Genomic DNA, 24,028 nt, shown 5'->3' with positions numbered 1-24,028 from the left:
CCCACCTATAGATTCACGGTCCCGTCTTTTTCACCTTCGACATTGACCAGCTCTTCTTCATATTTTTGTTTTGGGAACATTCCAGTCTGGTTATATTCCCACCAAGATTTAAATGAAGAACGGCCTTGTAAAGCTGCCTCATACAATTGACGAGCTAGTTCAGATTGATATCCTTGTTTATTGAATTCCTGACTGATTTCGAACATCAGTTCATCTTTAGTCAAAACATCAACATTAGGCGTTACAAACTTAGCTGCCCATCTTAAAGCCATTGAAAAAGCTTCATTCATATTCACAACACAAAGTGAAAGAACGGAATGCTGCACGGCGTCATCACTATTTGATTCAGTAGCAGTCTTTTTCCCTGCTGAACCCTTTTCAATTAATCGCGCACCCATCTCTTTCATCTGTTCCCATTTATCCTTCATAGCCTCTCTAGCTAAAGTATTTGGATCTGCTTGTACAATCCCCAAATCACCGTTTTCAGGTAAAGGTAATAGAACTTTTGCACCGATATAAATGCCACGCTTTTTGGCCTCGTCGTACCAAGCCCAATTGACACCCTTAGCAAAAAACTGTGGTTGGCCCATATAAAAAACGGACTCTTGAAAGTCCGCACTATCTCGGTAATGAGCCAAATTAAGATTAGCTAATGGGAGCAATGGAGGCTTCTTAATCTCTTCGGAGTTATCTATAGCTCCCACAAAAGTGAATGGAATATAAGACCAGAAATCCCCATTATTATCAGTTGGATACTTCTTATCTTCGCCCTTCCATGTACCCTTATCGCCTTTTGTGTAAACCTGAACTGTATAAATGTAATTTCCTTCACCATCAGGTTCTAAACGAAGCACTCGGTACTGCTCTACCTCAGATTTGCTAAAGCCATCAGCACCTCGTTCTGAAGTAAATTCACGGATGACCACCAAGCAAAGCTTTTTCTGGTTATCGATCATCATTGAATCCCAATTGATCACATCAATGGCATTCAATAAGTGAATCATCGGATAGGCTTTTTGCTGTTTAAACTCTGCAAGATTTCGTGCCGGTGTAACTGTTGGGTAGTCAACATACAGGGCGCATCTGTAATGCTTTAATAAGTGTCGAATACCAGTTTGAGCCAATTGATAAGCACTTAAGCCTGCGCCGTTAGCATTACGCTCTAAATGAGCTAGCTGGGATGGAAACTTAAAGCTTGGATCTGTAGCAAATGCAGCACCCACTAAACTGTTTGATGTTGTACCTGTAACTTCATAAAACACAGCACGTATCAAATAAGCTAAGTAAGCACTCTTATTTGCTGGCGTTTTGTCATGTGCATTAGGCTTAGGTAAATATTTTTCACCTTTAGCCTTAACTGCATCCTCACCCTCACAAACATCATCTAGCTTCTGCCAGTATGGCAAGTTTTTAACATACTCAGGATGTTTAAAAGTTACGTCACTCATCGAGAAAATCCCATATCAGCAAAGAAGGCTTCAAAACCTCCATTCAATTCATTAAATGCATCCGAACCAGCATCAACCTGGTCGTCATGCGTTCCGTTCGGAAAATTTCGAAGCTCTTCAATAAAGTCTTTATTCCAATCCCCCCTCAGCATTCTGACGTTACCCACGTTAACTTGAGCTGCAAAAGGCTGTGCTCGTGTGAGTTTGTCTCCCGAAACCGGTTTAGCTTTGACGTCATATCCTGCAAGAAGTTTTACGAATGAACTGGCTTGTGATTTACCAGCTTGTCCAGGATCTTGAGGAATCCTTACTGATACGCCCATTCCATCTAACTCTGTGACTTGTTTTAAGCGTTTATTAACATTGTCTGGACCAAGCTGCCCTCTCGTTACATCAACAATATATGTATAGCCATCTGCGCCTAAAGCCTCCCTTACACCTGCTGTAAAGTCACCTTCATTCTCAGTTGCACCAAAGTCCCACGCTCGCACCTGCTTCACTACATCCGCAGGCAAAGCATCCACAATTTCAATATTGTCAGGCTTAAAAAAACCGCCTGCTGGCGGTGATGGCATTTGACGGTATTGACCAGCAAATACATATGGAGCGGCTTGCTCCATTTGCTTTAACTTTTGAATATTATGTTTTGCTGGCCAAAGCGCGGATCCATCTTCTTGTATTGCTGAAAGGCAAAGATGATCCCACACCTCGCCGTTACCACCCTCAGCAGGTAAACCGTCTTCTCTCTTCCCTAACAACCAACCCGCCAAATCATCTTCATGCAATCGCTGCATAATGACAATAATTGGCGTTTCCGGTGAGTTAGTACGAGACTCGAGTGTATTTTGGAACCAGTCAATTACACCTTCTCGGATAGTTTTTGATTTGGCTTCATCGGCCTTATGCGGGTCATCAATGATGATGCAACCACCAAAGCCTTCACGCATTTTGCCTGCACCGAAACCGGTAATGGTACCTCCTGTACCAGTCGCATAGCAGACACCACCTGCAGCTGTACGCCAGAAATCCTTGGCTTTACTATCATCACGCAATTTAAGTTGAGGAAATACCTTTTTATATGCCTCCTCTTGAACCATATTGCGAGTCTGAAATGCGTTATTTGCAGCAAGCATTGCCGAATAGCTGATATGAATAAACTCTGAATCAGGATTCTTTCCAAAACACCAAGCCATAAAATTAATTACGGCAATTTCAGTTTTTGAATATCGAGGTGGAACGTTAATAATTAACCGCTTAGTTTCACCACGATAAACCTTCATCAAAGCTTCACAGATTTCTAAGTGGTGCCAGTTATGCATCCATTTATAACCACGGCGCTCCTTAAACATGTACCTTGTGAAGAAATATAAATCTTCTTGCGCCTCGATCCTGATGGCTTTATCCCGAGCCGCATCAGTACTCATCTAAGACCTCTCTCCGCGCTTTTAAATACTCTTCCATTGGAACTGGCACATCTGAATTAACCGTTTGTAATGGTCCGCCGTCCTTGCCTGTTATTTCTTGGCGGTTAGTAAACTGACCTCCAATATCTTTTGCAGCTTGTTCAAGAATTTTTAGCGCTGTTTTAACGTTTCTAGTTCTATCAAGCTGTCTTTGATATTGCTTTAGACGGTAGTACTTATTAGCAATTGGAATATCAATTAAGCCTTCATCAAATTTCTCTCTGGTCGATTCAAAAAGCTCAACAAATTTCTTGCTCAAGTTTCTGCCCGAATATTTCGTTGGGTCATAGCATTCGCATTGGCTACGACTAATATCAACTCCAAACTCTTGCTTGACCTGTTCAACCACTTCTTGAGGGGTATCACGGCATGCAAGAGCTTGAACAATAAATATTTTCACAGGCTCTTTTAGTGCTGCCATAAATTCCCCTTCGTACAGCTACGTACAGCAAGCAGGTCAAAAAAAAGAGCCTTAAGGCTCAGTTGATTACGCAGTTTCCGCAGCATCTTGAAATTTCTAGATCCGAAACAAACGGCGGGTTCTTTGCAACTTCAATAAGCCGCTTCACATTTTTGCTTGGTCCATAACGTTTAACTACGCCAATAAACTCTTCAACATCGTGACCAGCAAGATAGTGCTTAGGTAAGCCCGTATTGTCGCTATAAAGGATCTCACCATCTTCATCTTTCATAACGCCAATGTGATACAGCTCATGTTCAAGCAAATAACAGAACTCAGTATCATTAGCACGCTCACAAAAAGAAGCATCGACCGTTATTAAGTAAGTTGGTACCGCACCAAACCAATCGCGCATCTGTTGCTCTTGTCTAGCTTTACGCCAGCCACCAACATTGAACATTACTTTTTCACATTGGCCTAAAACCATAGCCTGCTTGCTTTTATATGCGGAAGAAGCCCAAGCAAATACTAAGAACTCTTCATTATCATGAAGCAACTCAGCAATATGGTCATGATCCGGGTTATGAAGTGGTCCACCAATCTTTAAGTAATTAGCAATAACCCATTTCTTTAGGTCTGGTGCTGGAATTATACGGATAGCTTCCTCTTCTTCAGCCTGATCAATAAAGTCAGTTGGTGGGAATGGTCTGATCTGATCCATTGAATATTTGCCTCTTCAAATTCTTAAGCCATTGGCTTGCGTAATCTTTTCGCATTTGTAGCGGTCCAGTCTCATCTATCCTGTGCCTTGCTGCTGTCTCAATGCGGACCACGGTATAACCCATCTCTTCAGCCACATCGTAACGATCAAGACTCCAAGCTTTATTTTTAAGCTTCCCCTTACGACCGCCAGACCAAGGGCCACCAGCAATTTCAACTAAAATACGATGTTCAATTAAATGAAAATCAAACCGCCAATGCTTTGTAGACTTAAACTGGAATTTCTTTTCGTATTTGATTTCCAGATTATCTAAAACTTCAGTAAGTTCCTCTTCTGCTTCTAAGTACTTTTGCGTTGCTTTAGGAAGCGGTCTGCTTTTAGGTTTGCTTTTAGGTTCTTTTTTCCGTGTTAGCCAAAAATACTCTTTATCGTCCATAAATGAGCCCCTTAAAAGAAGACCTCTGGCTTATTGTTGAGCTTTGCAATTAATTTATTTAGTTTTTCAATGGCCAAAAAAAATCGCTCATCTAAGTGAGCGATCTCTTCTTTGGTTAAGCCTTGAGTGGTGCAACTACCTGTGTGATTTAGCTCTCTTTGGAGCTGTCCAATTTCATAAGTATTTTTTTGAAAATCAATCATACTTATTCCAAAAAGAAAAAGCCCTACCAAAGACAGGGCATCTACTAAATAATTCTATCTGAGATCAAATTTCTTATTACTCTATAATTCAAAGTTGGTATCTGAGTTGCTTCATCAATCCAGACTTCCATATTTAAACCTGATCTAAATATTACTCTTTGAGCTTCAAGTATTGCGCAAAATTTCAAAATTGGATGCTCATTGAGTAGAAATACATCAGAAGTTTCAGTATTTTCAGTATTATTAAAGTGAGGTATTACATGTCCAAGGATACTATCAGCTAAATCCATGACCATATTTTTCTCTTTATCCCCAAGAGCAGGTCTATTTAACTTCACATTCTCGAAGGCTTGTTTCATATATTCACCAATTAGCAAGTTTAATATTTAACCACCTTATCAAACCGCAACAGTAAAATCAAATATATTAATAAATTTCAAATACTTAGTTCTCAATAGTAAATTATTTACTATCGAGAACTAAATCATCAGTTTAATAAAATAAAAAGCCCCGCCAATAATCGATATTTAGCGGGGCCATTTGCGTCAAAGTACATTCGGCAAATTAATAAATTAGCTAAAATAACTATCTACTCTAGCTTTCACTTTAGGATCTAAATCTTTTTGCATAAAGAAACAATCCCTATATTTTTCAGTAAATTAAAAATCTACACAGGAAACATAGAAACATGAAAACATAATAAATTTTTCATAAAATCAACCCATTAAAAAAGCCCCAACAGTAACTATTATAGAGGCCTTAAATAATTCATATTTTAAAACAAATATATTAACAATCGAAAAATTAAGCTAAAAAACAAATATTAGTTAAAAGAGCAAGCTTCAGCTCACATATAACTTCTACAAATTTATAGCTTCAATATTTGTAATTAATTTAGTAATACTCGTATTAAACTGCGCAAATGGATTTGCGATTTGGGTTTCAAATGTTTTTTTATACTTTTCTCTTGTGTTAACTGTAAAATCAATAACCTTCTGCCCCTCATCACTACTTGAGTTGCACCATTCAGTTTCTCCAATATATCTTTGACCATCAACAATTGATTCAATTGCCTTTACAGTCCTTGAATAATATTCTTTTACCGTTCTTCCAGTGTCAGGATCTACAAGTACATCTTCCTCACAGGTAATTTGTGTTGTTGTTTCATTAGGTCCTATAACTTGTTTATCGAAATCTTCTTGAATTTGCATTACTTTTGAATTGAGAATCGAGTTGATTTGTACTAGTGCAATTCTAAAATTTTCTAATTCACTTTTAGGATCGATATCTATATCTTTAAAAAGACTTATTTTTTCTGAATAAATACTAACTCTTAGCAAACTACATGTCATTAATGAATAAATAACTGTACCCCTTAAACTAGTGCTTGAAAGCTGTAACAATTGGTTGAAACACTTCAAAACATCACTTTCCAGTTGATATAGTTTAAAGTCATTCCCCTCTTTTGCATTAATATACTCAATTAATGTTGTTGAATAAGTTTGTAAATTTGCATTTTCAATATCTAACCTACTTTTATCAATCTTCAAACTGATCTCATTAATAATATAATCTGAATACTGACGTAATAGAGCTTCCAATTCTGCCTTACTAATATCGTAATCTCCATTTAGCCCCAGAAATCCAAGTATTGCTTTACCAATACCCTCTCCTAGAGTTTTACCTAATCCTTTACCAAATTCTTCTGCAAAACCCTCCAAAGCTTTAATTGCTAAGCCAATTAAAATTGCAGTAGTAGTTGGTTCTAGATTCATATCTAGTTCTTTATTAGAATTCCCATAAATAAACATAATTATTTCCTTTTGTTGTTTTACATCTTTCATTTTAATCTTTCTAAAACATATTTTGTATTTTTTTTAAACACTTTATTTATAAAAAGAATATCCTCTTTAAGCTGAACATAAATAAGTTATTCCCACAATCCGTCAGTCAAAGTGACAAACAAACCATCCGAAGCGAGTAATCTTTAAAAATTAAAAAACCCGCTTCTAAAAAAGAAACGGGTCATAAAAAAAACTTTCAGCGCAGTATTTGATACTGATAATACAAATTAAAATATGTATTTTCAATATATATTAAACTTAATTTTTAGGTGTTCTTAAGATATCTAATACTAATTTAGACATTTCATGTAGATCGGAACCTACAGGCAACCAAAATTGATAAACAACATTGTCGCGGTTGAAAATCTGTTTGTAGTATTCGGTTTTAAAAGAAGGATCTAAATCAGAAGCCTTAAGTAATCTGCCATCTTTCTCTATCTTTTGCCCATCCAGTTCACCACCAACACATATATTCATTTTACTAACCAGTTTTTAATTAGACTGGACTATAGCACGAATGAAAACCGCCCGAAGACGGTCAATTTTAAGTCATTATTATATTGCATAAACATCAGTTTTAACTTCATCCCATAAATCAATGATCTGATCTCTACAATCTATGGGCTTCTTTCCATCAATTACGAAAAAAGTTTTGACAGTGCCATGAAAGCTAATTTGCAATTTTCGATAGTATTTTCTTTGCTGATCAAAAGCTTTTAACTTTTCGCCGAAATCACAAATTTCACTTTTATGCATATCCTCAAAAGCCACTTGTTGACCACTTTTAGAGCCGCCAATGTAATAAGTCATCTCTACACCACTTGAAATGTTTAATATTTAAACACTTTAACAAGCAACTTTTATCTTTTCAATAAGTATTTATATTTCAAAAACTTATTCTCAATAGTGAATTATAATTGATTAAATTAATGCACAAAAAAAGCCCACCAATTGATGAGCTTTAATACTAGTGCTTAACATACACTTCGAACACTATAGCACGAATATGCCACACCCTGTATTTACAGTCAAGAAGATTGATTTTCCACAACTACTATCTTGATGAACTTTTCAATTTGAAAATGTGGATAACGTGACTTGATAAAGGCTAAGCCACATTTAATGTCTTGCTGAATTTGCGAACCATATGTATCACAACTCTTTGCAATATCACGAATTGACTCACCCATAACGTAATGCCACCAGATCGCCCCAATCCACTCCTGAAGTACCTCATCATCTATAGATTGAAGATCAAGTATTAATCTATGGATTGCACGTGCTTCGTTATCGTTTAACTGACAGCAAGTACCTTTACGGCGTGTACATAAGCGATCTTTAAAACTCTCATCACCCATATACATAGCCATTAACTTTTCACGTTGTTCTTGAGTGATGCGTTTAGTTGGCATCGTCTTAACTATTTTGACCATTGTTTCATTATCGCCGTTAAGCCATGCCCCAAGCTGTCGGCACCATTCTTCAAAACTATATTTAGACCAATTGACCGCTTGTAAAATGTGTTGTTGTGCTGCCATATTCATAATCATCCCACCAATTGCTCAATTTTTTTTAATGCCAAACCTGACTTAACTTGCTCAGTACTGAACCGTAAAACCGTATAACCCATCGCTGCTGCTTCGTTGTATTTTTCCATATCTCCTAAATAGCCTTTACCTCTCGTATGACGGCCTCCGCTCCAGATACCGCCTTCCACTTCAACCAAAATCTTTGTACCCGTAATTAAAAAATCAGCTCTCCATTTACGTGTTGGATGGAATTTATATTCCTGTTCAAAACTGATCTTGCATGCTTTTAAGTGTGTTGCTAATACCGTCTCGCCTTCACTCGGCTGTCTGGTACCTTGCTTTGCTGAACGGCGTTTTTTATTTTTCTGAATAGGAAATAGTTCACGATATTCAGCAAGGCTTATTGATGACATCAAGCACCGCCCTTTAATAAATGATCTAATTGATTAGCAATGCCGTTATAGACACGTGATTTATCCAGATCACCCAATAGCGTTAATGCATGAGCATCTTTTATGAATTTATCTCTTAACTTGGTTAAGCCAGTTTTTAAATTGATTAAAGGATCTACCTCATTTCCATTGACGGCTTCGTGATCAGTTATAGCCTCCTGAACTCTTTTTATATGAACAATAAAAGCTTTATTACCTATTGAAAAATAGATCATTTTGAAACCATTAAAATCAGCAATAAATACTTTGCCTTTAGCAACTTCAACTCCACCAATTTGCTCTATTAATTCCAATGATTGAACCAATTTTTCGAGTTGCTTGGTTGTAAAACCCCAACCATAAGTCCACATGTCTAACCCGCTTTCTTTAGCGGCCTTCAATTTTTCTTTAGCCTTATGGATACCTTGGTCCTTGATAAACTCGATTGCTTTCATAATTCTGTTTCCTTTTTCTCCAACCACCACAAAACCACCGCACCGCTAATAGCTGCTGTAAAAAATGAAATGAGTAAACCCCACGCTAAAATCTCGAATTTATTCATATTGAAACCTCATTTATGAATTTTTGAATGCGGAGACCTATCCACTTCATTACTGAAACGGCCATTGAGTTTCCTAATGTTTTATATCGCTTACCTGAAGCAACACCCTTTACATTGGTATAGTTATCAGGGAAGCCTTGAAGGCGCTCACATTCAACTTCTGTTAAATAACGGGCTAAGTAGAAAATATAGGGTGGAATATACTGAAAAACTGCTTGTTGAATTGGTCCTCCTTGTTTTCCACCACAACGTAATGTTGGGGCAATATTATTACCAAGGTCTCTCAGTGCATCGTTCTTAGTGCCGCAATACAAAACTGCATGCTTATCAGTTGATGTAAGCGTATAAGAAACTTCTTCTTGAAAACCCAAGCCCTGAGGTCCTGAATTTTCATTTCGCCCAATTAAAGAGCCCTGAATACCATAAGAAGTGATTAAATAACCACGATCGTGATTGGCTAATAGTGTTGGGTACAATTCTTTTGAAATTCCAGCGTTAGCTGTCATTCCCCCTATACCAATACACTCCACTACCATATTAGGCTGCTTGTAATCTGTTGCAGTTAAAGTTGGTGCTTGCTCACATGTGCATGGAAGCCCCATAGAGCGTGGAGCAATACCAATTGCATGTTTAATATAGTAATCACCACAAAATGCCTCTTGATTACCTAGCCATTTCTTTTCACCATGTGATGCTAATAAGGGTGAAAGATAGGATTTCCCGCTAACAGTTTTGCTTGCTCTTGTAATGTATGTTGTACAATTGGAGTGAGTATTTTCCCCCTTGCAGCTGCTCTCCGTAAAATCCCCGTGCACGCTTTTTCGCTCAAAAAGTATTTCTCTGATACATTCTGCTCGAGCACTTGCGATAACAAACACACGTTTACGTCGTTGGGCGAGTCCGAAATGTTGAGCATCAAGGACTCTCCAATAGACTTGTCGAGATGGTCCAAGCACACAACCAGCGTTTGGCCATTTGCGCCCTGTCGGTTGAAGTTCACACCCCGAACCTGACAGTTCTCCCAGAAAGCAACCGAATGCATTATCTTTTGTGTTGAGAACACCAGGGACGTTTTCCCATAGGGAAATACATGGTTCTTTTCCTGAAACAGATCGAGTTGTATCAATTGCATCTAATAACCTCACATACTCTAAAGTTAATTGACCACGTTCATCATCTAAAGAAGTTCTTAAACCTGCCACAGAGAATGCTTGGCATGGTGTTCCACCAACCAAAATATCTGGTGCTTCTACTTGCTGATTTAGAACTTTCTCACGTATTTTTGTCATATCCCCCAAGTTCTTAACTTGCGGATAATGATGTTCCAATATTTGACTTGGTGCTGTTTCAATCTCCGAAAACCATGCTGGTTCCCACCCTAGCGTATGCCAAGCAACTGTTGCAGCTTCAATACCCGAACAAACAGATCCATATCTCATGCTGCTGCACCCTTGCCTTGTTGAAAACCGACCTGAATTAAGTAAGGCATCAATTTTTGTTGTTGCTCAGGATCTGCAAGCTTTACAGCGATACGAGCAGCAAGTTGTTCATAGCTCTCGTTACCTTCGGCATACTTGCTAGAAAACTCAGGATGTTTAGAAAGTTTGTCAGCGAAGACTGCAATCTGTTTTTGACTTAAACCATTTGAACTTTGTTGTTCACCAGAAAATGATTTAGCCGGTTGTGATGCTTTTTGACGGCGTTCGTATTTAGCTTTTGCATTCAGCAACCAATCAGCAAAATGGAAAATCAAAAGATCATCACAAAGATTCTTTGATGAATTGTTGAGTTCAAATGCTCTTAATTCGCGGTGGTACCATGACTCCATTACGAGTTGGTCAAAATCTACAGACTTGTCAGAAAGTAAAATTTCTTCACGAAGTTTTTTAAAACAAAGCCAAGTTTTTTTCTTTTTAGATTCATCTGAAAGATTACTTGATAGATTCCGTGTACCAACGTTGGTACTCTTTGGTGGAAATGTTGGTACTGTTTGCTGGAAATGTTGGTACTGTTCCAATGTTGGTACTGTTTGAGAATCTTCCCCTTGTGTATCAAGGCTTTCCGAACCTAACTGTTCCAACGTTGGTACTGTATCTTCTCGACCTTGCACACCAATTAAACGATAGACAATTACCTGCTTTGTTCTGCCCTTTCTTTCACCGGTATCAAAAATTACGCCCTCAGAACTGAGTTCATCCAGAATCTTAAAAAGGGTTTTTTTATTAATCTGACAGTCATCAGCCAAGCGTGTAGAACTCGGATAACAGCAATGTTGCTCATCCGCACGATCAGCCATTGAAAGCAGCACTAATTTTTTTAGAGCTGGAGACGAACCACCCTTAGCTTGAGTGAATTTCTTTTTCCAAGCCCATACAGTAGCATCTAAGCTCATTTATCCCCCTCTTCATTCAATTGAATGAAAGTGCTACCTAGGTAACGGATCCGCTTGGCACGGTATAAGCTTGAGATGATTTGTCCAGCATGGCCGAGATAAAGACCATGTTTTCCGTGTTGATCTATCAGTGCTTGCATAAACTCTTCACGTGTTACAGCAGCATTTTTTTCATCACGATTTTGGCGGGCTAAATTCTTCTTCCGTCCATCCAGTAAACCCGATAGAGTTTTTAAAGCTGGTTCATGCCAAGATTGATAACTTTGCTGGCGCTTTTGTTCTAAGAGTTTGTCTTTAGCCGATTGATTTGATACATTAGTTTGCATATTCATTGGTTCCTAAATTGATGAATTAAGAAGCCTGATCTAGTACATCAGGCTTTTTTATTTCCAATTTCTGCAAAGCCCTCTACTTCCCTAAGCTTCACAGTATTTCCATTGGCTTGCCCAACATTCCCTGTTAATCCCAAGCGCGTCATTTTTTCTGCTGCTACAGTTACGGTATGCCATTCACCCATAATCATTTTTTCTAGGAGCACGCTACCTTGGGCAGCAATATCGTTCCCTTCCAATTCAGCAAGAACTACCAATCTGCTATGCATGTCCTGATCGATACGAATGTGAATAGATTTCTTTTCAAGGCTCATAAGCTTTTCTCTAAGCAACTGAAGTCTTCTTCTCTTCAGTCTGTTGGGTTAAAAATATTTCTGGAAATTTCAATTTTTCTTTTGCTGGAATTCCACGAACAGTCCAGTTTTGAACGCGGTGAGAGCGGTAATTCAACTTGCGAGCCAGTTCAGTAGCGCCGCCATATTCAGCAATGATTTTTTTATCTTCTTGAAGTGATGTCATAAACAATGCTCTAAAACAAAATGTTTCATAAATACTAAAACATTTTGTTTTATTCGGTCAATCACTTTGTTTCACACAGATTGTTTTTATTCTGAGAAAATTTTAATAATTGTTTTAGGTTGTTTTGTTATGAGTGATAAAGAGCTACACCCTACTATGCAGCGCATTTATGATGAAACAGGTTTAAATGCCAATTCATTAGCTTCGCTTTTAGATGTAGATTCTCAGAAAGTATATAACTGGGATAAGCGAGGAATTTCCAAACAAGGTGGATTGCAAGTCGCTCAAAAATTGAAATTAGACTATGCATGGATCCTAACAGGCGAAGGTCAGCCAAAAATTGAAAAACTTTATAATGAAAAAAGTTTTAATGTTTCTCCAAGAATTGGAGGATGGGTACCAGTGAAGTCATATTCAAAGATGGGGTATGACGGTTATTACACTGAAATGGGCTATGGTGGGAATGGTGGAGATGGTTATGTACCATCACTGACAGCGGGTCTTAATGCATATGCAGTTAAAGGAACAGGTGATTCAATGTACCCCGCCATTCGTAATGGTTGGTACATTGTTTGCGATCCAGATGCCACCCCAACACCAACGGAATTTGTTGAAGTTCAGCTAAAGGATGGACGTAGAACAGTAAAAGAGTTTATAGGTATAGTTAATGATGTTTTACATCTTTTAGCAGTGAATGGTGAAAAGCGAACGACTTTCGAAATGGATGAAGTTGAAGCAATTGTTGCTGTAACAGACATTGTTCCACCTAGCCGCCATGTACAGGATTATCCAACAATACCATTACAAGATATTCATTACGATTAGATAGCAAAGTTATCGAAGCCGCCTTAGGGCGGTTTTTTTGTGCCTGCTGAAAATAACACATTTTGTTTTAAAAATATCTTGACCAAATAAAACATGATGTTTTATATTTTAATAACACATTTTGTTTTACCAAATAAAAAAGCACATCGACCGCTAAATCTAATGTGCTTTTGCAAACTGCGAGATAAGTATGAACGTAAAAGCAAACCCTTTCAACTCATTTGCATTTGTCAGCATGGCTGCACTTGCAATCTCTGGTGGTTCTTTAGTCGCTTGCCAGCTTCAACCAGCTATGCAAGAACAAGAGCACGTTTCTTTCTTTACACCTAAAACACAGCCAAGCACTTACGGTGTTTTAACAGCGAAAATCACAGGTAAGCATTCTGGTGTTGCTGTCGTCAAATTAGATAGCTTCCGTGTAAACGTTAGTTTTGATTTTGAAGCTCATCCTGACAGTTACGGCGTGCCAGGTTCTGAATTTACTGCTGTTGATATTACCCAACTAACAGTTAATGAAATCACAGATATTAACGGTAAGTCTTACAGCGACTTCACTGAATTTGAAGACATACGCAACATCAATGCAACTCTAAAAGGCTTCATCGAACGTAACAAGTTGGTGGAGGCTGAACATGTCTAATTTCAAAAAGCACCCTGACGGCTACAAGTCTTTCTTAGGTCTTGACCGTTTAACAAGCCTCTACTCTGTTCGTATTGGCTGGCAAGTATATGCGTCAAATGCTAACGGCTCAGTTCTTTACAAAGTTAAAGACGAAGTTAATACACCTTTGGATGTTGAAAGATTCAAAACAGATTATCCAAAAATTTGGAATGAAATTTCTCAAGAAATTGATTTTCAACGCAGAAAACAACTCGCAATAAAACTGCGTGAAACCAACATCCCTACTTATGACCGCAACGCATATAAGCAAAAACGCGGCTTCATTGGCTCAAGATAAGGATAAGAAAAATGGCTCTACCGATTATTACTGCTGACCAAACATTATTGGTTCAAGCAATCATTGTTTACCTATACGCCGATCCTGGTCTTGGTAAATCATCAATGGGTTTTACTGCGGAAAAAGCAATTTCTTTTGACTTTGATCGTGGTGCTCACCGTACTGGTGAATTACGGCGCGGTGCGGTTGTGCAAGTCCAGCAATGGAAAGATGTGACAAATTTAACACCTCAAGACTTGGCTCCTTATAAAACTGTAGTGATTGATACAGTAGGTGCAATGCTCGAATGCATTAAATCCCATCTATTAGGTATTACTGAAAACCGTCAAAAAGATGGAACCCTTAAATTAAAGGCTCAAGGTCTAGCAAACAATATGTTTAAAAGCTATGTACACATGCTCATAGCTTTAGGTAAGGATGTTGTTTTTATTGCCCATGCTGTTGAAAGTGAAAGTGGTGATCAAACAATTTATCGACCAGATCTAGGTGGTAAAAATCGTAATGAACTCTACCGAATTGCTGATGTCATGGGGTATCTAACAACTGTTCGTACTCAAGAGGGTAAATCAGCTCGGGTCATTAGTTTTAATCCTTCAAATAGTCATCACGCAAAGAACGCTGGTGCTTTAGGCAATGAGACTGGTGAAGTATGGGTACCAGATCTAAAAGCTAACCCTACTTTCTTGGCTGACCTCATCAATCAAGCCAAGGACCACATCAACACATTAACACCGTCACAACTTGCAGCAGCTAAAGCTCAAGAAGAGTTAGAGAACTGGAAACAAAGCTGTGAAGAAGCTGAGCATGCTGGTGATCTAAATCAATTAACAGAGTCGCTTGATAAAGAACACATGTATTACCAGAACATGCGCCAAGCAATGTTAATGCGTTCAAAAGCCTTAAATTGCACGTTTGATAAAGAGCGCGGTGTTTGGATTAGTCCACCTGAATTTAACGGTATTTCAGACGAACAAAGAGACGAGCTTCAGAACTTTATTGCTGAACGTGGCCTCGATGTAAAAACCGTGTGTGAACATTTTGGTATTGATGCACTTACTCAAATTGAAGCAGCAAAACTAACGGCAGTTAAACAAGACATTGAAATATTGGCTAAAACGGGGATGACAGCATGATTGAGCGTTGTGAATGGATAGTTAGAGTTCAAAGTACACCAGGCTTTTATGCCCAATATGAAGGCAATGTGACAGTTTGGGCTGACGAAGACGCGGATGAAGACACTCTTTTCCGTGCGGCAGTTAAAGAATTAGGTAGAGGTGCCTTTTTCGATAGAAAGCATCTTAGTTTTTGGAAATTAATTTCGGTTAAAAAAGGATAAGAACATGAAAAATATTTTAACTGCTCAAGAAGCATTTTCAGCTCTTCAAAAAGGTAAAACTGTTCTATGTCGTCCTATTGGAGACATGTTGGACTTTTCGGATTTAGATCAGTTCCCTGCTTCTGTATTTGGTAAGCCTGGTTTTGAGTTTTGCATTAAAGCGGAACTAATGGATCTAGCAGGTATCCAATTTACTAAACCCTTAGTGCCTCATGAAGTTGAGGATGATCAAGAAATCTTTATTGTTATGCCAACTCGAATTGTGAAGGTTAAATATAATCCTGAAAATTGCGAGATTTTTTATAGCGTAATGAATGGTTTTGCTCAGGCAGACGCAGAAAATGCAGTGCTTCAACTAAAAGCATTAGGTGCAACGTTTGGTCAAGCTATCGACTATGTGGAAGTTGAAGATGGTTTTAATGAGAAGCCTAAAAAACAGCGAGGCAAAAAAGAGCCACAAGTTAAAACTGTACAGACAGTAGTTACAGAAAAGACTTCTGAAGTTATTGCCGAAGCAAAACAGCCCACAATTGTTATTACTGAACAAACTAATGTCACTACTTCTGAGGATGCACTAGCTCCAGTAGCTAATGAGCCTAAAGCAGATCCTGAATATCAAAAGACACTTGATACCTTACTTCAACGTGTAAAAGAGTCGAAAACGCCTGCCGAAGTAAATGCTGTTTATCGTTATACCCGTACTTGGTCTGATAAACAAATGGACCCTTTACTCAAAGCTACTCATAAGCGTTTAACTGAACTTGCAGATGAAAAGCCTGTTGAGAGTGAACCTCCTTCTTTAATGGTTCAGATCCAAAACGCACCAGACCTCACAACTTTAGATGCTCTTGAAATTGATGTGGCTGCACGTGATCCACAAATTCAACCAAGACTAATGGATTTTGTTAAAAAGCGCCGTTTTGAATTAGAAAATCCTCCATCAAATGAACCTGATTGTTTACTGGAGGAACCATTTTAATGTCGAAACAGACAACTCCAGAATTTCTATTCGAACCTAAGCTGCTACCCCAGCAGCTTTTCGAAAAGTTCGTAGTTTTCAATGTAAATGCTGGGTATCGCGGACGAGGTACACCACACGGCGTAAACCTGATTAAAGGTAATAAAGCCACCCTTTCAGTAAACAACGAAGGTGTGATGAACAAGGCAGCTCAAGAGCGATACAAGCTAATGCTTTTGAAGTATTTCAAAGAAGGTCGCTCAGCGATGGATGAGCTGAATCATGAAGTTAAACGTATTTATAGAATGGTGGCGTGAATGATTAAAGCTGAAAGTGGTGTGGAATTTGATGGTGATGACGTTTGGATAGGAAGCGTTCTTATCTCTAAATGTTTCGGCAATGAAGAGTGGACGGCATTTCTCGACAATGATGTTGAAAAAGAATTTGAAACCTTAGAACTAGCTGTCACTTACTGTCTGGAGCAAGCGAATGATTGATTTAAAAACTAAACAAGCATTTTGGGCAGAACAATTACCTTTTTTCAAAGAAAAATATTGGCTTCCAAATCATTTAGAAGTTCTTAAATTTGACATGATTGGTGGATGTTTTGATATTGCTGAAGGTGTCAAAACTGATCTAAGTGAAGAAGACCTTTTTGATATTTACCATCGTGTAAATAGTGGTTGGGCAATGTGGAAAAAAGCCGTTAGTTTCATGCGAGAAAAAGCAGAAGCTCAAGCGGTGCCTGAAACTCACGTGCTTGTTGAGAAATCTAAAATATCTACATGGTGGCAAGATGTAGATGAACCTGAAAACTTTGCTAGCACAGAAGAACAGTTATTAGGATTGATCTCAGAATCTGAAATTTATATAGACGATATGTTTGTTGTTGAAAAGCATGTTCAAGCTCAGTTAAGTACTCAAAAACTTTTTTGTGTTTATGAAATTACCAATAAAGAAACTGGTTTAGCTGAAATCAAATTTTGTGAATCAAAGTCAGAAGCGCAAGAGATTCTTAATAACAATGCCAAATGGGTTGTAGAAAAAGAAGCAGATCAATATGAAAGTATGAATGCTTTTTTTGAAGAGGAAGAGCGAAAATCGGGAGCTGAGGGATGAACATAACTCTTAACGGACACCAATTAAAAAGCCTTCTCGAATTTGTAAATCCAGATGGTGAAAATGATTTAGATCAACTTGAAACTGAACTAACTATTAAATTTTTTGAAGATGGATACGATGGCAAAGGCTATTACTTTTGGATGACTGAATATCCTGAAGAAGGTGCAATGAAGTTGGATATTGAATCGGGAGCTGAGGGATGAGTGAATTAGAAATACTTGAATCAGCACCTAAAGGTGCTACCCATTATTTTCTTGTTCCTAATGGATCTGGTGAGCCTTATTTTGTTGAAGAAAAAGAAAATAAGTTCTACTGGTTTTACGATCAAGATGAAATAACTAAGCCACACATTTTGAGTTGGATTAAGCCAATTGAATCGCTGAAAGAAGTTAAAGCGGAAAGTAAGGAGGGGTGAATGTCTAAATTAGATCAAATGTCAGAACAAGAAAAAAAGGAGCTTTTAGAAGATTTTCTTGAAGCCCCTTTAGAAAAGAGTTTCGGGCAAGAAGCTGTAGCATTGTTCTTGAAATGCTCTACTCATACTTTGCAGGCTATGCGTTGTAATGGCAGCAGCTTACCATATTCAAAAGTTGGTAGATGTGTTGCATACCAAAAGGCTGATGTACTGGCGTATCAAGCTTCAAAGAAAGTATTTAATACTGCTCAACTAGCAAGAGCCAGTTAGTCAAATGGATTAAGTTCACCTCTATAAACTGCTTCGATGTCATTCATTGCTTTACGAAGCTTTTTAACCGATACCTGAACATAATTCCCAGTGACATCATCACGAGCGCCTGATCTGTGATTGAGAAGGCGCTTAATTGTATATTGACCATAGTCAAGATTATTACAGATAGTTGCAAACGTTCTTCTTAGATCATGTAGTGAAATCTTAATTCCCGTTTCCTTCTCTACATAATCAAGCACACCTTTCGGTGTTGAAATATATCCTCCACCATTCCCTTTTTTAGAAGATCCTGCAAATACATAATCTCCTTTTCGGTTTTTATATCTTTCTTTCAATAGACTCCACAATTGATCACCCATAGGCAGCAAATGATCATCACCATTTTTTGGATCTTTAAATATGAAAGTGCCCTTCTCTATATCAACTTCTGACCACTTTAATGTTTGACCCTCTTCTCTCCGGCAACCAGTGAACATCACACATAGAACAAGGTCTCTTGTTGAATTAGTAAATTCAGTTAACCGAATAGAGTCTTCGCCGCGATATTCCATCACAGCTTTATAGAAAATAGGAATCTGATCTTCATCTAAATGTCTTGATCTTGGCTTAATCTTATTCCACCCCCTTTTTGCTGGGATAATTTCTATTGGATTGGACTTTAGTATTGGATTTTGCTCAGTTGAGTAATGAATCTTTGCAAATGTCCATATTGAACCAAACATCTTCAGAGCAAGGTTTGCTTGTGAATGACTATATTCTGAAAGCTCAAGAAATTTATTAAATACTTCATCCTTTGTGATTTCAAAAATATCTTTATCTTTCCAGTCATATAGGAAAGTTCGGAAACAATGGTTATATGTATTGATAGATAACTGCTTAAGTTTCTTATGCTTTAGGTAGAGCTCAAAAGCTTCATGAAAAGTAGGATTTATTTTTGTGGTTTCGTTTTTAACTTTATACTTCCCTGTAGCGATTTCTGCCAGAATTACTTGAGCTTGCTTTCTAGCTTCTGCTACTGAAAATTCATTTGTTTTACCAATAGTGATTCGGTATAACTTTCCTTCACTGCGCCTTTCCACAATAAAAACTTTACTTTTAGTTGTAGCCCGAACAGCGAAGCCAATTAGATCAGAATCTCGATAAATCTTTTGACCAGATTCAGACAAAGGGATAGCATCTACATTAGTTTTATTAAGCTTCATTACTGGACCAAAACATGAGTTTTACACTCATATCTTAGGTCCAAAATAAGCAACAGTCTACACATAGTCTACACTGCTTTTTATGATAGAGTTTTATAAGTTATTAATAACATACATATCAATAACTTATATATTTTTATCATTTTCCTTCATTAGAAACGCCAATTGTAGAATAAGTCGATCGCTCTTTCTAAAGACTGACTTGCTTCTAAATATAAGCGGCGATTCATTTGATAACGTAAGGTAAGCTTATTGACTGGCGTAAATACACCAACACCATAACGAATAAATAAGTCAGGTGTGATATATCCAGTTAAGCTTACCTGAGTATCATCCCCTGTACCTTGGGCATCTAATGCAAGTCCACTTAAGCCAAAAGTACGACCAATTTGATTCGTTAAAGCGCGAGTACCACCTAAGCCCATACTAATACCAGCAGCGGCAATAGTATTGTTTACATCAGATTTAAAACCTTCCGAATTACTTAAACCGCTTGAACCTTCATTAATACGACCCGTTACCAATGCATTCAAGGCTTCTTGTTCAGACAAACCAGCATCATTATAAACTTGAATACTTGGTGATGATGCAGTACCTGTAACACGCACACCAACCATACTTCCCTGAACATTTTTATTCGCATCAATATCTAAAGTCGGGTTTGACAGTGGTCCATTGAAACGAGCAATTGCACGATTTAAATCTAAGCTTTGACCATATGCTTCAATTTTCACTTTTTGACTTACACCAATAGCACCCATCGCACGCATTGCAGTTTCATAACCACGTTGAGTCAAGTTCAAACGACCAACTAAAGGAATATTACTGTTAAAGCCTTGGAAGATTACTTGGTTACCAATATTCACCGAAATATCGGCACGAATATCCCAAGGTTTAGCTGCGCGTAAAATTGCAAGTGGGTCTTGGCCCTGACGAACGATACGCACATCTGAAGATGTATTAATGACAGGTGCCGTTGTTTCAGGCATTGAAATACGTGCACGAGGAACATCTACAGACCCTTTCAAACTTAAACGTTTATCGAAAGGATACATATCAAGTGTCAAATTCGGATTTGCAATTGCTGTAATTAATGGTGCTTGGCGTACCAGTAAGTTATCACCTTTTAAGTTCAACTGTAGACGTGGTGAATCTTTCCAGTCGAAACTGCCTTTAAGTAAACCTACCCCTTGTCCACTGTTAAATGCACCATCAATTGTTGCCATATCCTGACGAATAGATGAATACACTTGTACGTTGGTTAAGTTCACTGGCAGGGAAATCATACTGATTGCCCCGTTTTTCAAACGCATTTCACCCGTAAACTGCGGTTGGGTTAAAGTACCATTTACTTTACCAGCTAAAGCTAACGTACCACTCATTGAGCGTACATCTTGAATAAATGGTTTCAAAACTTTTAATTGCACATCATTAAAGGCCACCTCACCACGCATTGGCATAGAGGGTTGGTATGGATTAATAATGACATTTGCATAGCCAGTACCAATATCAGGTGTTTTCACATCAACGCGTAACAATAGACCATCTGAAATACTTTTCGCAATTACACTGAGTTCATCATAAGTCAATGTGGTTGGCGGATCCTGAGGATCTTCAGCAGCTAGGCCTAGTTCACCTTTTCGAGTTACTAAGCGTGCATCAAGTTTAGGATGTCCACCATTTACCCAAGAAGCTTTCGCATAACCATTGAGTTGCCCTGTCATTGCCAACCCTTCTGGCATAAACGCAGCAAAATCACCTAAATCCAGATTTTGGGTAACAAATGAAATATTACCCTGTGCTTTACTTACACGTACAGGTTGATCAAGACATAACTGACTATTTTTACTCTGCCAACAATGTTGCCCAACAAATAATTCAGAACGTGCGGATGAGAAAATAATAGGTGCATTTTGATTTTGTGCTAAACGAATTCGTCGCGAATCAAAACTTCCTTTTTGAATTTGGCCTAACCAATCATTATTTTGGTTAAAACCACCTGCCAACTGAACATAGAATTTAGAAACATTATTGTTTGCCTGCACCTTTAATAAATGCGCTTTCCGTGTTCCTGTTAAATTAACTTCAGCAGACTGAATTAGACGGCTACCACTACGTAAATTATCTAACTTAGCTGTGAGCTGGGTTGGTGTTGTTTCAGATGTTGGGAGTTCACCCTGTATACGCAGTTTTTTTATGCTTACTAAATTAGTATACGCAAAGTTATCCACTGCAATATTCGCGGTAGCTTTTAGGCGAGGTTGAGATTGGACACTCAAATCTCCATAGGCACGCCCACTCAAGCCAGGATACAACTCATAAAGTGCAGGTGCATTGAGCTTAATTTTTAAATTTTGCGCATTACCTGTTGCTTGTAACTGGTTTTGTGCATAAACCAAAAATAGATTATTCGCTTCGAATTGTTGAGGTAAGAATCCCTTTTGGTTCGAATCCATAAGTACAGATAAGTTACCTTTACCTCTCACTGGCTTGTTATTCAAAAATCCTGCAAGATTCAACTGTTGAATATCAATACGCTTTAACTTATCAGACCAAACACCTTGCGTTTTTACATTTCCTGAAATTTCGCCTTTTACACTTGAAGCAAAATATTGAGGTTTAAAACGTACAAGCGAGCTATTGATATCCCAAGCAATACGATCTTTTAAGTTTACTGAGCCAGTCGCATAGATTTTTCCAGCAACACCATCATGTTGTAACTGGTTAATTCGAATAAACTCTGGAGTACCCGCAATAGAAAACTTTAATAATCCATTCGCCTGATTAAGTGCTTTCAAAGATCCATCATAATTAACTGCAAAACCTTTAAACCCACCACCTGCTTTAACATCATTAAATAATAAAGCAGCTGTACTTTTCCCTGCTAGCGCAACCGTTTCTTGGCTTGCTTGAGCCAATTGACCTTTTAAATCGATTTTTTCAAGTTGAATAATTTGTTGATTTGGTTTTGCAAAACCACTTGCTTTGATTGATCCATTAAGTAGGTTAACAGGTGCTGCTGTATGAATACTTTGCGGATTAAAGTCTTTTGCATTTAATAAGGCATTCCAAGCCAACTGACGTTTTTCAGTAGGCAATAAAACTTTGGCTTGGCCTGTAAGGCTACCTTTTTGAGCAGCAAAACTAAAACTAGGAACATTGAGAATATTATCTTTAACATTCAACGTTGCGAGATATTGTCCTGCTGGTAATAGAGTCTGTTCATGCTGATATACTTTGGTTGCGACTTTAATATCTTGCTGACCATCTCGCAAAGTAAGATCAACTTGTCCACTATCACTGCTCAACCAACCTATATATGGCATAGCACGGTCTATTTTCGACCAAGCCACATTCATAAACATTGGTTGAGGTTTTTTATTCTTTTCAGGTGCTTGGTTTAATTTAAGTTTCCAAGATTCATAACGGTCGAAGTCTACATTCGCTAATACTTCAGTGCCTTTTTCTAAAGAACCAGTGGAAGAAACTGCTGCATCTAAACTTGGTGGTAAGAAGTCCTGAACGACTTGAGGAATCGCTTTATCTTTAGGATTAACATGATCTAAACGACCTTTTATGTCCCAAGTAACATGGTCTTTCCAGCTCACTAACCCTTTAAGGTTAATTGCACCTTTCATGACTTGGCCATTAAAGTCAGTAATATTCAACTGATGTACTAAATCAGTATTCATTAAGGCGTTGTATTGGCCTTCAGGTAAGTTCACACCTTTTAAATCTGTATCAAGTGCTAAGTTAAGCTTTTGAACATTACCCTCAAATTTAATAACACCATTTTTAGCAAATAATTTTTGATCAACTAGTAAAGGCAAGTGATAATTTTTAAGTAACAAAGCCCCTTGCATTGGAACTTCATGACGAACCGGATGTAAAACAACCCAGCCTGTTAAGAGGTCTGGTGTTGTAGTTGCTACGCCAGCTTGTAATGTATCTAAACTTCCTCGGGCTGCAACTTTTATATTTTGAATATTTAAGCTTTTTAAAGAAGGAATTCTTAAATCTGCTGTCGCATTAAGCGGATATTTTCCACTAAAATCCATGTTTCCTGTTGCGTTATGTACAGAAAGATAACCCATATCCATGCTTGAGTTTTCAAACTTCAGCTTTGTCTCTGACCACAGCGCATCGTTTAAGTGGACATCATGAAAATTTACAACAGAACCCGAATTTTTAATTTCTAAATGATCAACATCTGCCTTATCTATACGTAAAACAAATGGCAGTTTTATAGGTTTAAATCCAAATGGTTTATCTGACGGCGGCGCTTTATTAATAATGATTAAGTTACGTACATCTGCGTTGCTTAAATGGACTTCTTTTTCTAATAGTAAAGAACGCCATCCTAAGCGAACATCAGCTCTATCTAAAGTAACATCGACTTCTGCCAACTGAACAATAATATTTTTAAGGATAATTCCCCTAAGTAAATTACCCCCTTCATACTCATATTTAATGACTTGTTGAGCTTGTAAAACACGGTCTAATAAAAAACGGCTTCCACGGTCAGTCGACATCATAATAATGATGGAAGCAACAAGTAATAAAAGTATGATTAATATTGTCAGCAAGAAGCTACGCAAAATACGTCGCTTCTTAGGAGAGCTTGGTGCCGAAGTGGGCTGCTGTTCTACTTCCGCCAT

The 24,028-nt window shown here is 37.9% G+C and carries 33 protein-coding genes; 12 read left to right on the top strand and 21 right to left on the bottom strand.

Features of this window, described 5'->3' with window-relative positions; translation table 11 throughout:
* Nucleotides 1-5: 5 nt before the first annotated feature.
* The 19 genes from NE363_RS07010 to NE363_RS06920 form a co-directional block, all read right to left on the bottom strand.
* Complete coding sequence (locus NE363_RS07010; protein WP_445536119.1) at nt 6-1,448, bottom strand: DUF4055 domain-containing protein; 1,443 nt, start codon at nt 1,446-1,448, stop codon at nt 6-8.
* The gene (gene terL, locus NE363_RS07005; protein ID WP_445536118.1) at nt 1,445-2,872 is read right to left on the bottom strand and encodes a phage terminase large subunit; all 1,428 of its coding nucleotides are present in this window, start codon (nt 2,870-2,872) and stop codon (nt 1,445-1,447) included. The genes NE363_RS07010 and terL overlap by 4 nt, the downstream gene beginning before the upstream one ends.
* The gene (locus NE363_RS07000; RefSeq protein ID WP_002132557.1) at nt 2,862-3,332 is read right to left on the bottom strand and encodes a DUF2280 domain-containing protein; all 471 of its coding nucleotides are present in this window, start codon (nt 3,330-3,332) and stop codon (nt 2,862-2,864) included. Before NE363_RS07000 ends, terL begins: the two co-directional genes overlap by 11 nt.
* A 58-nt stretch (nt 3,333-3,390) precedes the next feature.
* On the bottom strand, nt 3,391-4,032 hold the full coding sequence (locus NE363_RS06995; protein ID WP_445536117.1) for a putative metallopeptidase: 642 nt from the start codon (nt 4,030-4,032) through the stop codon (nt 3,391-3,393).
* Nucleotides 4,001-4,468, bottom strand: a complete 468-nt coding sequence (locus NE363_RS06990; protein ID WP_445536116.1) for a hypothetical protein — start codon at nt 4,466-4,468, stop codon at nt 4,001-4,003. The genes NE363_RS06995 and NE363_RS06990 overlap by 32 nt, the downstream gene beginning before the upstream one ends.
* An 11-nt stretch (nt 4,469-4,479) precedes the next feature.
* A complete protein-coding gene (locus NE363_RS06985; RefSeq protein ID WP_445536115.1) occupies nt 4,480-4,671 on the bottom strand; it encodes a hypothetical protein in 192 nt (63 codons plus the stop codon).
* Nucleotides 4,672-4,715: 44 nt separating this feature from the next.
* Entirely contained in the window at nt 4,716-5,030 is a 315-nt protein-coding gene (locus NE363_RS06980) for a hypothetical protein (RefSeq protein ID WP_445536114.1), read from the bottom strand.
* 501 nt (nt 5,031-5,531) lie between these two features.
* On the bottom strand, nt 5,532-6,515 hold the full coding sequence (locus NE363_RS06975) for a hypothetical protein (protein WP_445536113.1): 984 nt from the start codon (nt 6,513-6,515) through the stop codon (nt 5,532-5,534).
* A 258-nt stretch (nt 6,516-6,773) separates the two neighbouring features.
* The gene (locus tag NE363_RS06970; RefSeq protein WP_445536112.1) at nt 6,774-6,992 is read right to left on the bottom strand and encodes a hypothetical protein; all 219 of its coding nucleotides are present in this window, start codon (nt 6,990-6,992) and stop codon (nt 6,774-6,776) included.
* 78 nt (nt 6,993-7,070) lie between these two features.
* Nucleotides 7,071-7,325, bottom strand: coding sequence for a hypothetical protein (locus NE363_RS06965; RefSeq protein ID WP_347913228.1), 255 nt, complete (start codon nt 7,323-7,325; stop codon nt 7,071-7,073).
* Between the two features lie 218 nt (nt 7,326-7,543).
* Nucleotides 7,544-8,065 carry a hypothetical protein gene (locus tag NE363_RS06960; RefSeq protein ID WP_445536111.1) on the bottom strand — a complete coding sequence of 174 codons (522 nt, stop codon included), beginning with the start codon at nt 8,063-8,065 and terminating at the stop codon, nt 7,544-7,546.
* Nucleotides 8,062-8,457 carry an endonuclease domain-containing protein gene (locus NE363_RS06955; RefSeq protein WP_445536110.1) on the bottom strand — a complete coding sequence of 132 codons (396 nt, stop codon included), beginning with the start codon at nt 8,455-8,457 and terminating at the stop codon, nt 8,062-8,064. The genes NE363_RS06960 and NE363_RS06955 overlap by 4 nt, the downstream gene beginning before the upstream one ends.
* Nucleotides 8,457-8,846, bottom strand: a complete 390-nt coding sequence (locus NE363_RS06950; protein ID WP_445536360.1) for a hypothetical protein — start codon at nt 8,844-8,846, stop codon at nt 8,457-8,459. The genes NE363_RS06955 and NE363_RS06950 overlap by 1 nt, the downstream gene beginning before the upstream one ends.
* Before the next feature lie 80 nt (nt 8,847-8,926).
* Nucleotides 8,927-9,037 carry a putative phage replication protein gene (locus NE363_RS06945; RefSeq protein ID WP_445536109.1) on the bottom strand — a complete coding sequence of 37 codons (111 nt, stop codon included), beginning with the start codon at nt 9,035-9,037 and terminating at the stop codon, nt 8,927-8,929.
* Nucleotides 9,034-10,476 (bottom strand): DNA cytosine methyltransferase, encoded by a 1,443-nt coding sequence (locus tag NE363_RS06940; protein WP_445536108.1) that lies wholly within the window; start codon nt 10,474-10,476, stop codon nt 9,034-9,036. Before NE363_RS06940 ends, NE363_RS06945 begins: the two co-directional genes overlap by 4 nt.
* The gene (locus NE363_RS06935) at nt 10,473-11,429 is read right to left on the bottom strand and encodes a helix-turn-helix domain-containing protein (RefSeq protein WP_445536107.1); all 957 of its coding nucleotides are present in this window, start codon (nt 11,427-11,429) and stop codon (nt 10,473-10,475) included. The genes NE363_RS06940 and NE363_RS06935 overlap by 4 nt, the downstream gene beginning before the upstream one ends.
* Nucleotides 11,426-11,755 carry a hypothetical protein gene (locus tag NE363_RS06930; protein ID WP_445536106.1) on the bottom strand — a complete coding sequence of 110 codons (330 nt, stop codon included), beginning with the start codon at nt 11,753-11,755 and terminating at the stop codon, nt 11,426-11,428. The genes NE363_RS06935 and NE363_RS06930 overlap by 4 nt, the downstream gene beginning before the upstream one ends.
* A gap of 47 nt (nt 11,756-11,802) precedes the next feature.
* Complete coding sequence (locus tag NE363_RS06925) at nt 11,803-12,075, bottom strand: hypothetical protein (RefSeq protein ID WP_445536105.1); 273 nt, start codon at nt 12,073-12,075, stop codon at nt 11,803-11,805.
* 10 nt (nt 12,076-12,085) lie between these two features.
* Nucleotides 12,086-12,280 (bottom strand): hypothetical protein, encoded by a 195-nt coding sequence (locus NE363_RS06920; protein ID WP_205200783.1) that lies wholly within the window; start codon nt 12,278-12,280, stop codon nt 12,086-12,088.
* 129 nt (nt 12,281-12,409) lie between these two features.
* On the opposite strand from NE363_RS06920, the gene NE363_RS06915 reads away from it, so the two are divergent.
* From NE363_RS06915 to NE363_RS06860, 12 genes are all read left to right on the top strand, one after another.
* Nucleotides 12,410-13,105, top strand: coding sequence for a LexA family transcriptional regulator (locus NE363_RS06915; RefSeq protein WP_233759430.1), 696 nt, complete (start codon nt 12,410-12,412; stop codon nt 13,103-13,105).
* Between the two features lie 190 nt (nt 13,106-13,295).
* Nucleotides 13,296-13,745 carry a hypothetical protein gene (locus tag NE363_RS06910; protein WP_445536104.1) on the top strand — a complete coding sequence of 150 codons (450 nt, stop codon included), beginning with the start codon at nt 13,296-13,298 and terminating at the stop codon, nt 13,743-13,745.
* The gene (locus NE363_RS06905; RefSeq protein ID WP_445536103.1) at nt 13,738-14,064 is read left to right on the top strand and encodes a hypothetical protein; all 327 of its coding nucleotides are present in this window, start codon (nt 13,738-13,740) and stop codon (nt 14,062-14,064) included. The genes NE363_RS06910 and NE363_RS06905 overlap by 8 nt, the downstream gene beginning before the upstream one ends.
* Nucleotides 14,065-14,075: 11 nt before the next feature.
* Nucleotides 14,076-15,197: an ATP-binding protein gene (locus tag NE363_RS06900; protein ID WP_445536102.1), complete on the top strand. Its 1,122-nt coding sequence runs from the start codon at nt 14,076-14,078 to the stop codon at nt 15,195-15,197.
* On the top strand, nt 15,194-15,400 hold the full coding sequence (locus NE363_RS06895; protein WP_445536101.1) for a hypothetical protein: 207 nt from the start codon (nt 15,194-15,196) through the stop codon (nt 15,398-15,400). Before NE363_RS06900 ends, NE363_RS06895 begins: the two co-directional genes overlap by 4 nt.
* Nucleotides 15,401-15,404: 4 nt before the next feature.
* On the top strand, nt 15,405-16,379 hold the full coding sequence (locus NE363_RS06890) for a hypothetical protein (RefSeq protein WP_445536100.1): 975 nt from the start codon (nt 15,405-15,407) through the stop codon (nt 16,377-16,379).
* Nucleotides 16,379-16,675 (top strand): hypothetical protein, encoded by a 297-nt coding sequence (locus NE363_RS06885; protein ID WP_445536099.1) that lies wholly within the window; start codon nt 16,379-16,381, stop codon nt 16,673-16,675. The genes NE363_RS06890 and NE363_RS06885 overlap by 1 nt, the downstream gene beginning before the upstream one ends.
* On the top strand, nt 16,676-16,855 hold the full coding sequence (locus tag NE363_RS06880) for a hypothetical protein (RefSeq protein ID WP_445536098.1): 180 nt from the start codon (nt 16,676-16,678) through the stop codon (nt 16,853-16,855).
* Complete coding sequence (locus NE363_RS06875) at nt 16,848-17,477, top strand: hypothetical protein (protein ID WP_445536097.1); 630 nt, start codon at nt 16,848-16,850, stop codon at nt 17,475-17,477. Before NE363_RS06880 ends, NE363_RS06875 begins: the two co-directional genes overlap by 8 nt.
* A complete protein-coding gene (locus tag NE363_RS06870) occupies nt 17,474-17,683 on the top strand; it encodes a hypothetical protein (RefSeq protein WP_445536096.1) in 210 nt (69 codons plus the stop codon). The genes NE363_RS06875 and NE363_RS06870 overlap by 4 nt, the downstream gene beginning before the upstream one ends.
* Entirely contained in the window at nt 17,680-17,895 is a 216-nt protein-coding gene (locus NE363_RS06865) for a hypothetical protein (RefSeq protein ID WP_445536095.1), read from the top strand. Before NE363_RS06870 ends, NE363_RS06865 begins: the two co-directional genes overlap by 4 nt.
* Nucleotides 17,896-18,165 (top strand): helix-turn-helix domain-containing protein, encoded by a 270-nt coding sequence (locus NE363_RS06860; RefSeq protein ID WP_114220053.1) that lies wholly within the window; start codon nt 17,896-17,898, stop codon nt 18,163-18,165.
* On the opposite strand, the gene NE363_RS06855 is transcribed toward NE363_RS06860, so the two are convergent.
* Nucleotides 18,162-19,370 (bottom strand): tyrosine-type recombinase/integrase, encoded by a 1,209-nt coding sequence (locus NE363_RS06855; protein WP_445536094.1) that lies wholly within the window; start codon nt 19,368-19,370, stop codon nt 18,162-18,164. The two genes, NE363_RS06860 and NE363_RS06855, sit on opposite strands and share 4 nt — an antisense overlap.
* A 152-nt stretch (nt 19,371-19,522) precedes the next feature.
* Nucleotides 19,523-24,028 carry a translocation/assembly module TamB domain-containing protein gene (locus tag NE363_RS06850; protein WP_445536093.1) on the bottom strand — a complete coding sequence of 1,502 codons (4,506 nt, stop codon included), beginning with the start codon at nt 24,026-24,028 and terminating at the stop codon, nt 19,523-19,525.

The sequence above is a fragment of the Acinetobacter sp. G18 genome (assembly GCF_052660225.1).
This window is presented reverse-complemented; position numbering and strand designations above follow the sequence as displayed.

What these genes read in the sequence shown, in the direction of transcription:
- NE363_RS07010 (WP_445536119.1), bottom strand. Translation starts at nt 1,448, where the DNA reads ATGAGTGACGTAACTTTTAAACATCCTGAGTATGTTAAAAACTTGCCA.
- terL (WP_445536118.1), bottom strand. Translation starts at nt 2,872, where the DNA reads ATGAGTACTGATGCGGCTCGGGATAAAGCCATCAGGATCGAGGCGCAA.
- NE363_RS07000 (WP_002132557.1), bottom strand. Translation starts at nt 3,332, where the DNA reads ATGGCAGCACTAAAAGAGCCTGTGAAAATATTTATTGTTCAAGCTCTT.
- NE363_RS06995 (WP_445536117.1), bottom strand. Translation starts at nt 4,032, where the DNA reads ATGGATCAGATCAGACCATTCCCACCAACTGACTTTATTGATCAGGCT.
- NE363_RS06990 (WP_445536116.1), bottom strand. Translation starts at nt 4,468, where the DNA reads ATGGACGATAAAGAGTATTTTTGGCTAACACGGAAAAAAGAACCTAAA.
- NE363_RS06985 (WP_445536115.1), bottom strand. Translation starts at nt 4,671, where the DNA reads ATGATTGATTTTCAAAAAAATACTTATGAAATTGGACAGCTCCAAAGA.
- NE363_RS06980 (WP_445536114.1), bottom strand. Translation starts at nt 5,030, where the DNA reads ATGAAACAAGCCTTCGAGAATGTGAAGTTAAATAGACCTGCTCTTGGG.
- NE363_RS06975 (WP_445536113.1), bottom strand. Translation starts at nt 6,515, where the DNA reads ATGAAAGATGTAAAACAACAAAAGGAAATAATTATGTTTATTTATGGG.
- NE363_RS06970 (WP_445536112.1), bottom strand. Translation starts at nt 6,992, where the DNA reads ATGAATATATGTGTTGGTGGTGAACTGGATGGGCAAAAGATAGAGAAA.
- NE363_RS06965 (WP_347913228.1), bottom strand. Translation starts at nt 7,325, where the DNA reads ATGACTTATTACATTGGCGGCTCTAAAAGTGGTCAACAAGTGGCTTTT.
- NE363_RS06960 (WP_445536111.1), bottom strand. Translation starts at nt 8,065, where the DNA reads ATGATTATGAATATGGCAGCACAACAACACATTTTACAAGCGGTCAAT.
- NE363_RS06955 (WP_445536110.1), bottom strand. Translation starts at nt 8,457, where the DNA reads ATGTCATCAATAAGCCTTGCTGAATATCGTGAACTATTTCCTATTCAG.
- NE363_RS06950 (WP_445536360.1), bottom strand. Translation starts at nt 8,846, where the DNA reads ATGTGGACTTATGGTTGGGGTTTTACAACCAAGCAACTCGAAAAATTG.
- NE363_RS06945 (WP_445536109.1), bottom strand. Translation starts at nt 9,037, where the DNA reads ATGAATAAATTCGAGATTTTAGCGTGGGGTTTACTCATTTCATTTTTT.
- NE363_RS06940 (WP_445536108.1), bottom strand. Translation starts at nt 10,476, where the DNA reads ATGAGATATGGATCTGTTTGTTCGGGTATTGAAGCTGCAACAGTTGCT.
- NE363_RS06935 (WP_445536107.1), bottom strand. Translation starts at nt 11,429, where the DNA reads ATGAGCTTAGATGCTACTGTATGGGCTTGGAAAAAGAAATTCACTCAA.
- NE363_RS06930 (WP_445536106.1), bottom strand. Translation starts at nt 11,755, where the DNA reads ATGCAAACTAATGTATCAAATCAATCGGCTAAAGACAAACTCTTAGAA.
- NE363_RS06925 (WP_445536105.1), bottom strand. Translation starts at nt 12,075, where the DNA reads ATGAGCCTTGAAAAGAAATCTATTCACATTCGTATCGATCAGGACATG.
- NE363_RS06920 (WP_205200783.1), bottom strand. Translation starts at nt 12,280, where the DNA reads ATGACATCACTTCAAGAAGATAAAAAAATCATTGCTGAATATGGCGGC.
- NE363_RS06915 (WP_233759430.1), top strand. Translation starts at nt 12,410, where the DNA reads ATGAGTGATAAAGAGCTACACCCTACTATGCAGCGCATTTATGATGAA.
- NE363_RS06910 (WP_445536104.1), top strand. Translation starts at nt 13,296, where the DNA reads ATGAACGTAAAAGCAAACCCTTTCAACTCATTTGCATTTGTCAGCATG.
- NE363_RS06905 (WP_445536103.1), top strand. Translation starts at nt 13,738, where the DNA reads ATGTCTAATTTCAAAAAGCACCCTGACGGCTACAAGTCTTTCTTAGGT.
- NE363_RS06900 (WP_445536102.1), top strand. Translation starts at nt 14,076, where the DNA reads ATGGCTCTACCGATTATTACTGCTGACCAAACATTATTGGTTCAAGCA.
- NE363_RS06895 (WP_445536101.1), top strand. Translation starts at nt 15,194, where the DNA reads ATGATTGAGCGTTGTGAATGGATAGTTAGAGTTCAAAGTACACCAGGC.
- NE363_RS06890 (WP_445536100.1), top strand. Translation starts at nt 15,405, where the DNA reads ATGAAAAATATTTTAACTGCTCAAGAAGCATTTTCAGCTCTTCAAAAA.
- NE363_RS06885 (WP_445536099.1), top strand. Translation starts at nt 16,379, where the DNA reads ATGTCGAAACAGACAACTCCAGAATTTCTATTCGAACCTAAGCTGCTA.
- NE363_RS06880 (WP_445536098.1), top strand. Translation starts at nt 16,676, where the DNA reads ATGATTAAAGCTGAAAGTGGTGTGGAATTTGATGGTGATGACGTTTGG.
- NE363_RS06875 (WP_445536097.1), top strand. Translation starts at nt 16,848, where the DNA reads ATGATTGATTTAAAAACTAAACAAGCATTTTGGGCAGAACAATTACCT.
- NE363_RS06870 (WP_445536096.1), top strand. Translation starts at nt 17,474, where the DNA reads ATGAACATAACTCTTAACGGACACCAATTAAAAAGCCTTCTCGAATTT.
- NE363_RS06865 (WP_445536095.1), top strand. Translation starts at nt 17,680, where the DNA reads ATGAGTGAATTAGAAATACTTGAATCAGCACCTAAAGGTGCTACCCAT.
- NE363_RS06860 (WP_114220053.1), top strand. Translation starts at nt 17,896, where the DNA reads ATGTCTAAATTAGATCAAATGTCAGAACAAGAAAAAAAGGAGCTTTTA.
- NE363_RS06855 (WP_445536094.1), bottom strand. Translation starts at nt 19,370, where the DNA reads ATGAAGCTTAATAAAACTAATGTAGATGCTATCCCTTTGTCTGAATCT.
- NE363_RS06850 (WP_445536093.1), bottom strand. Translation starts at nt 24,028, where the DNA reads ATGGCGGAAGTAGAACAGCAGCCCACTTCGGCACCAAGCTCTCCTAAG.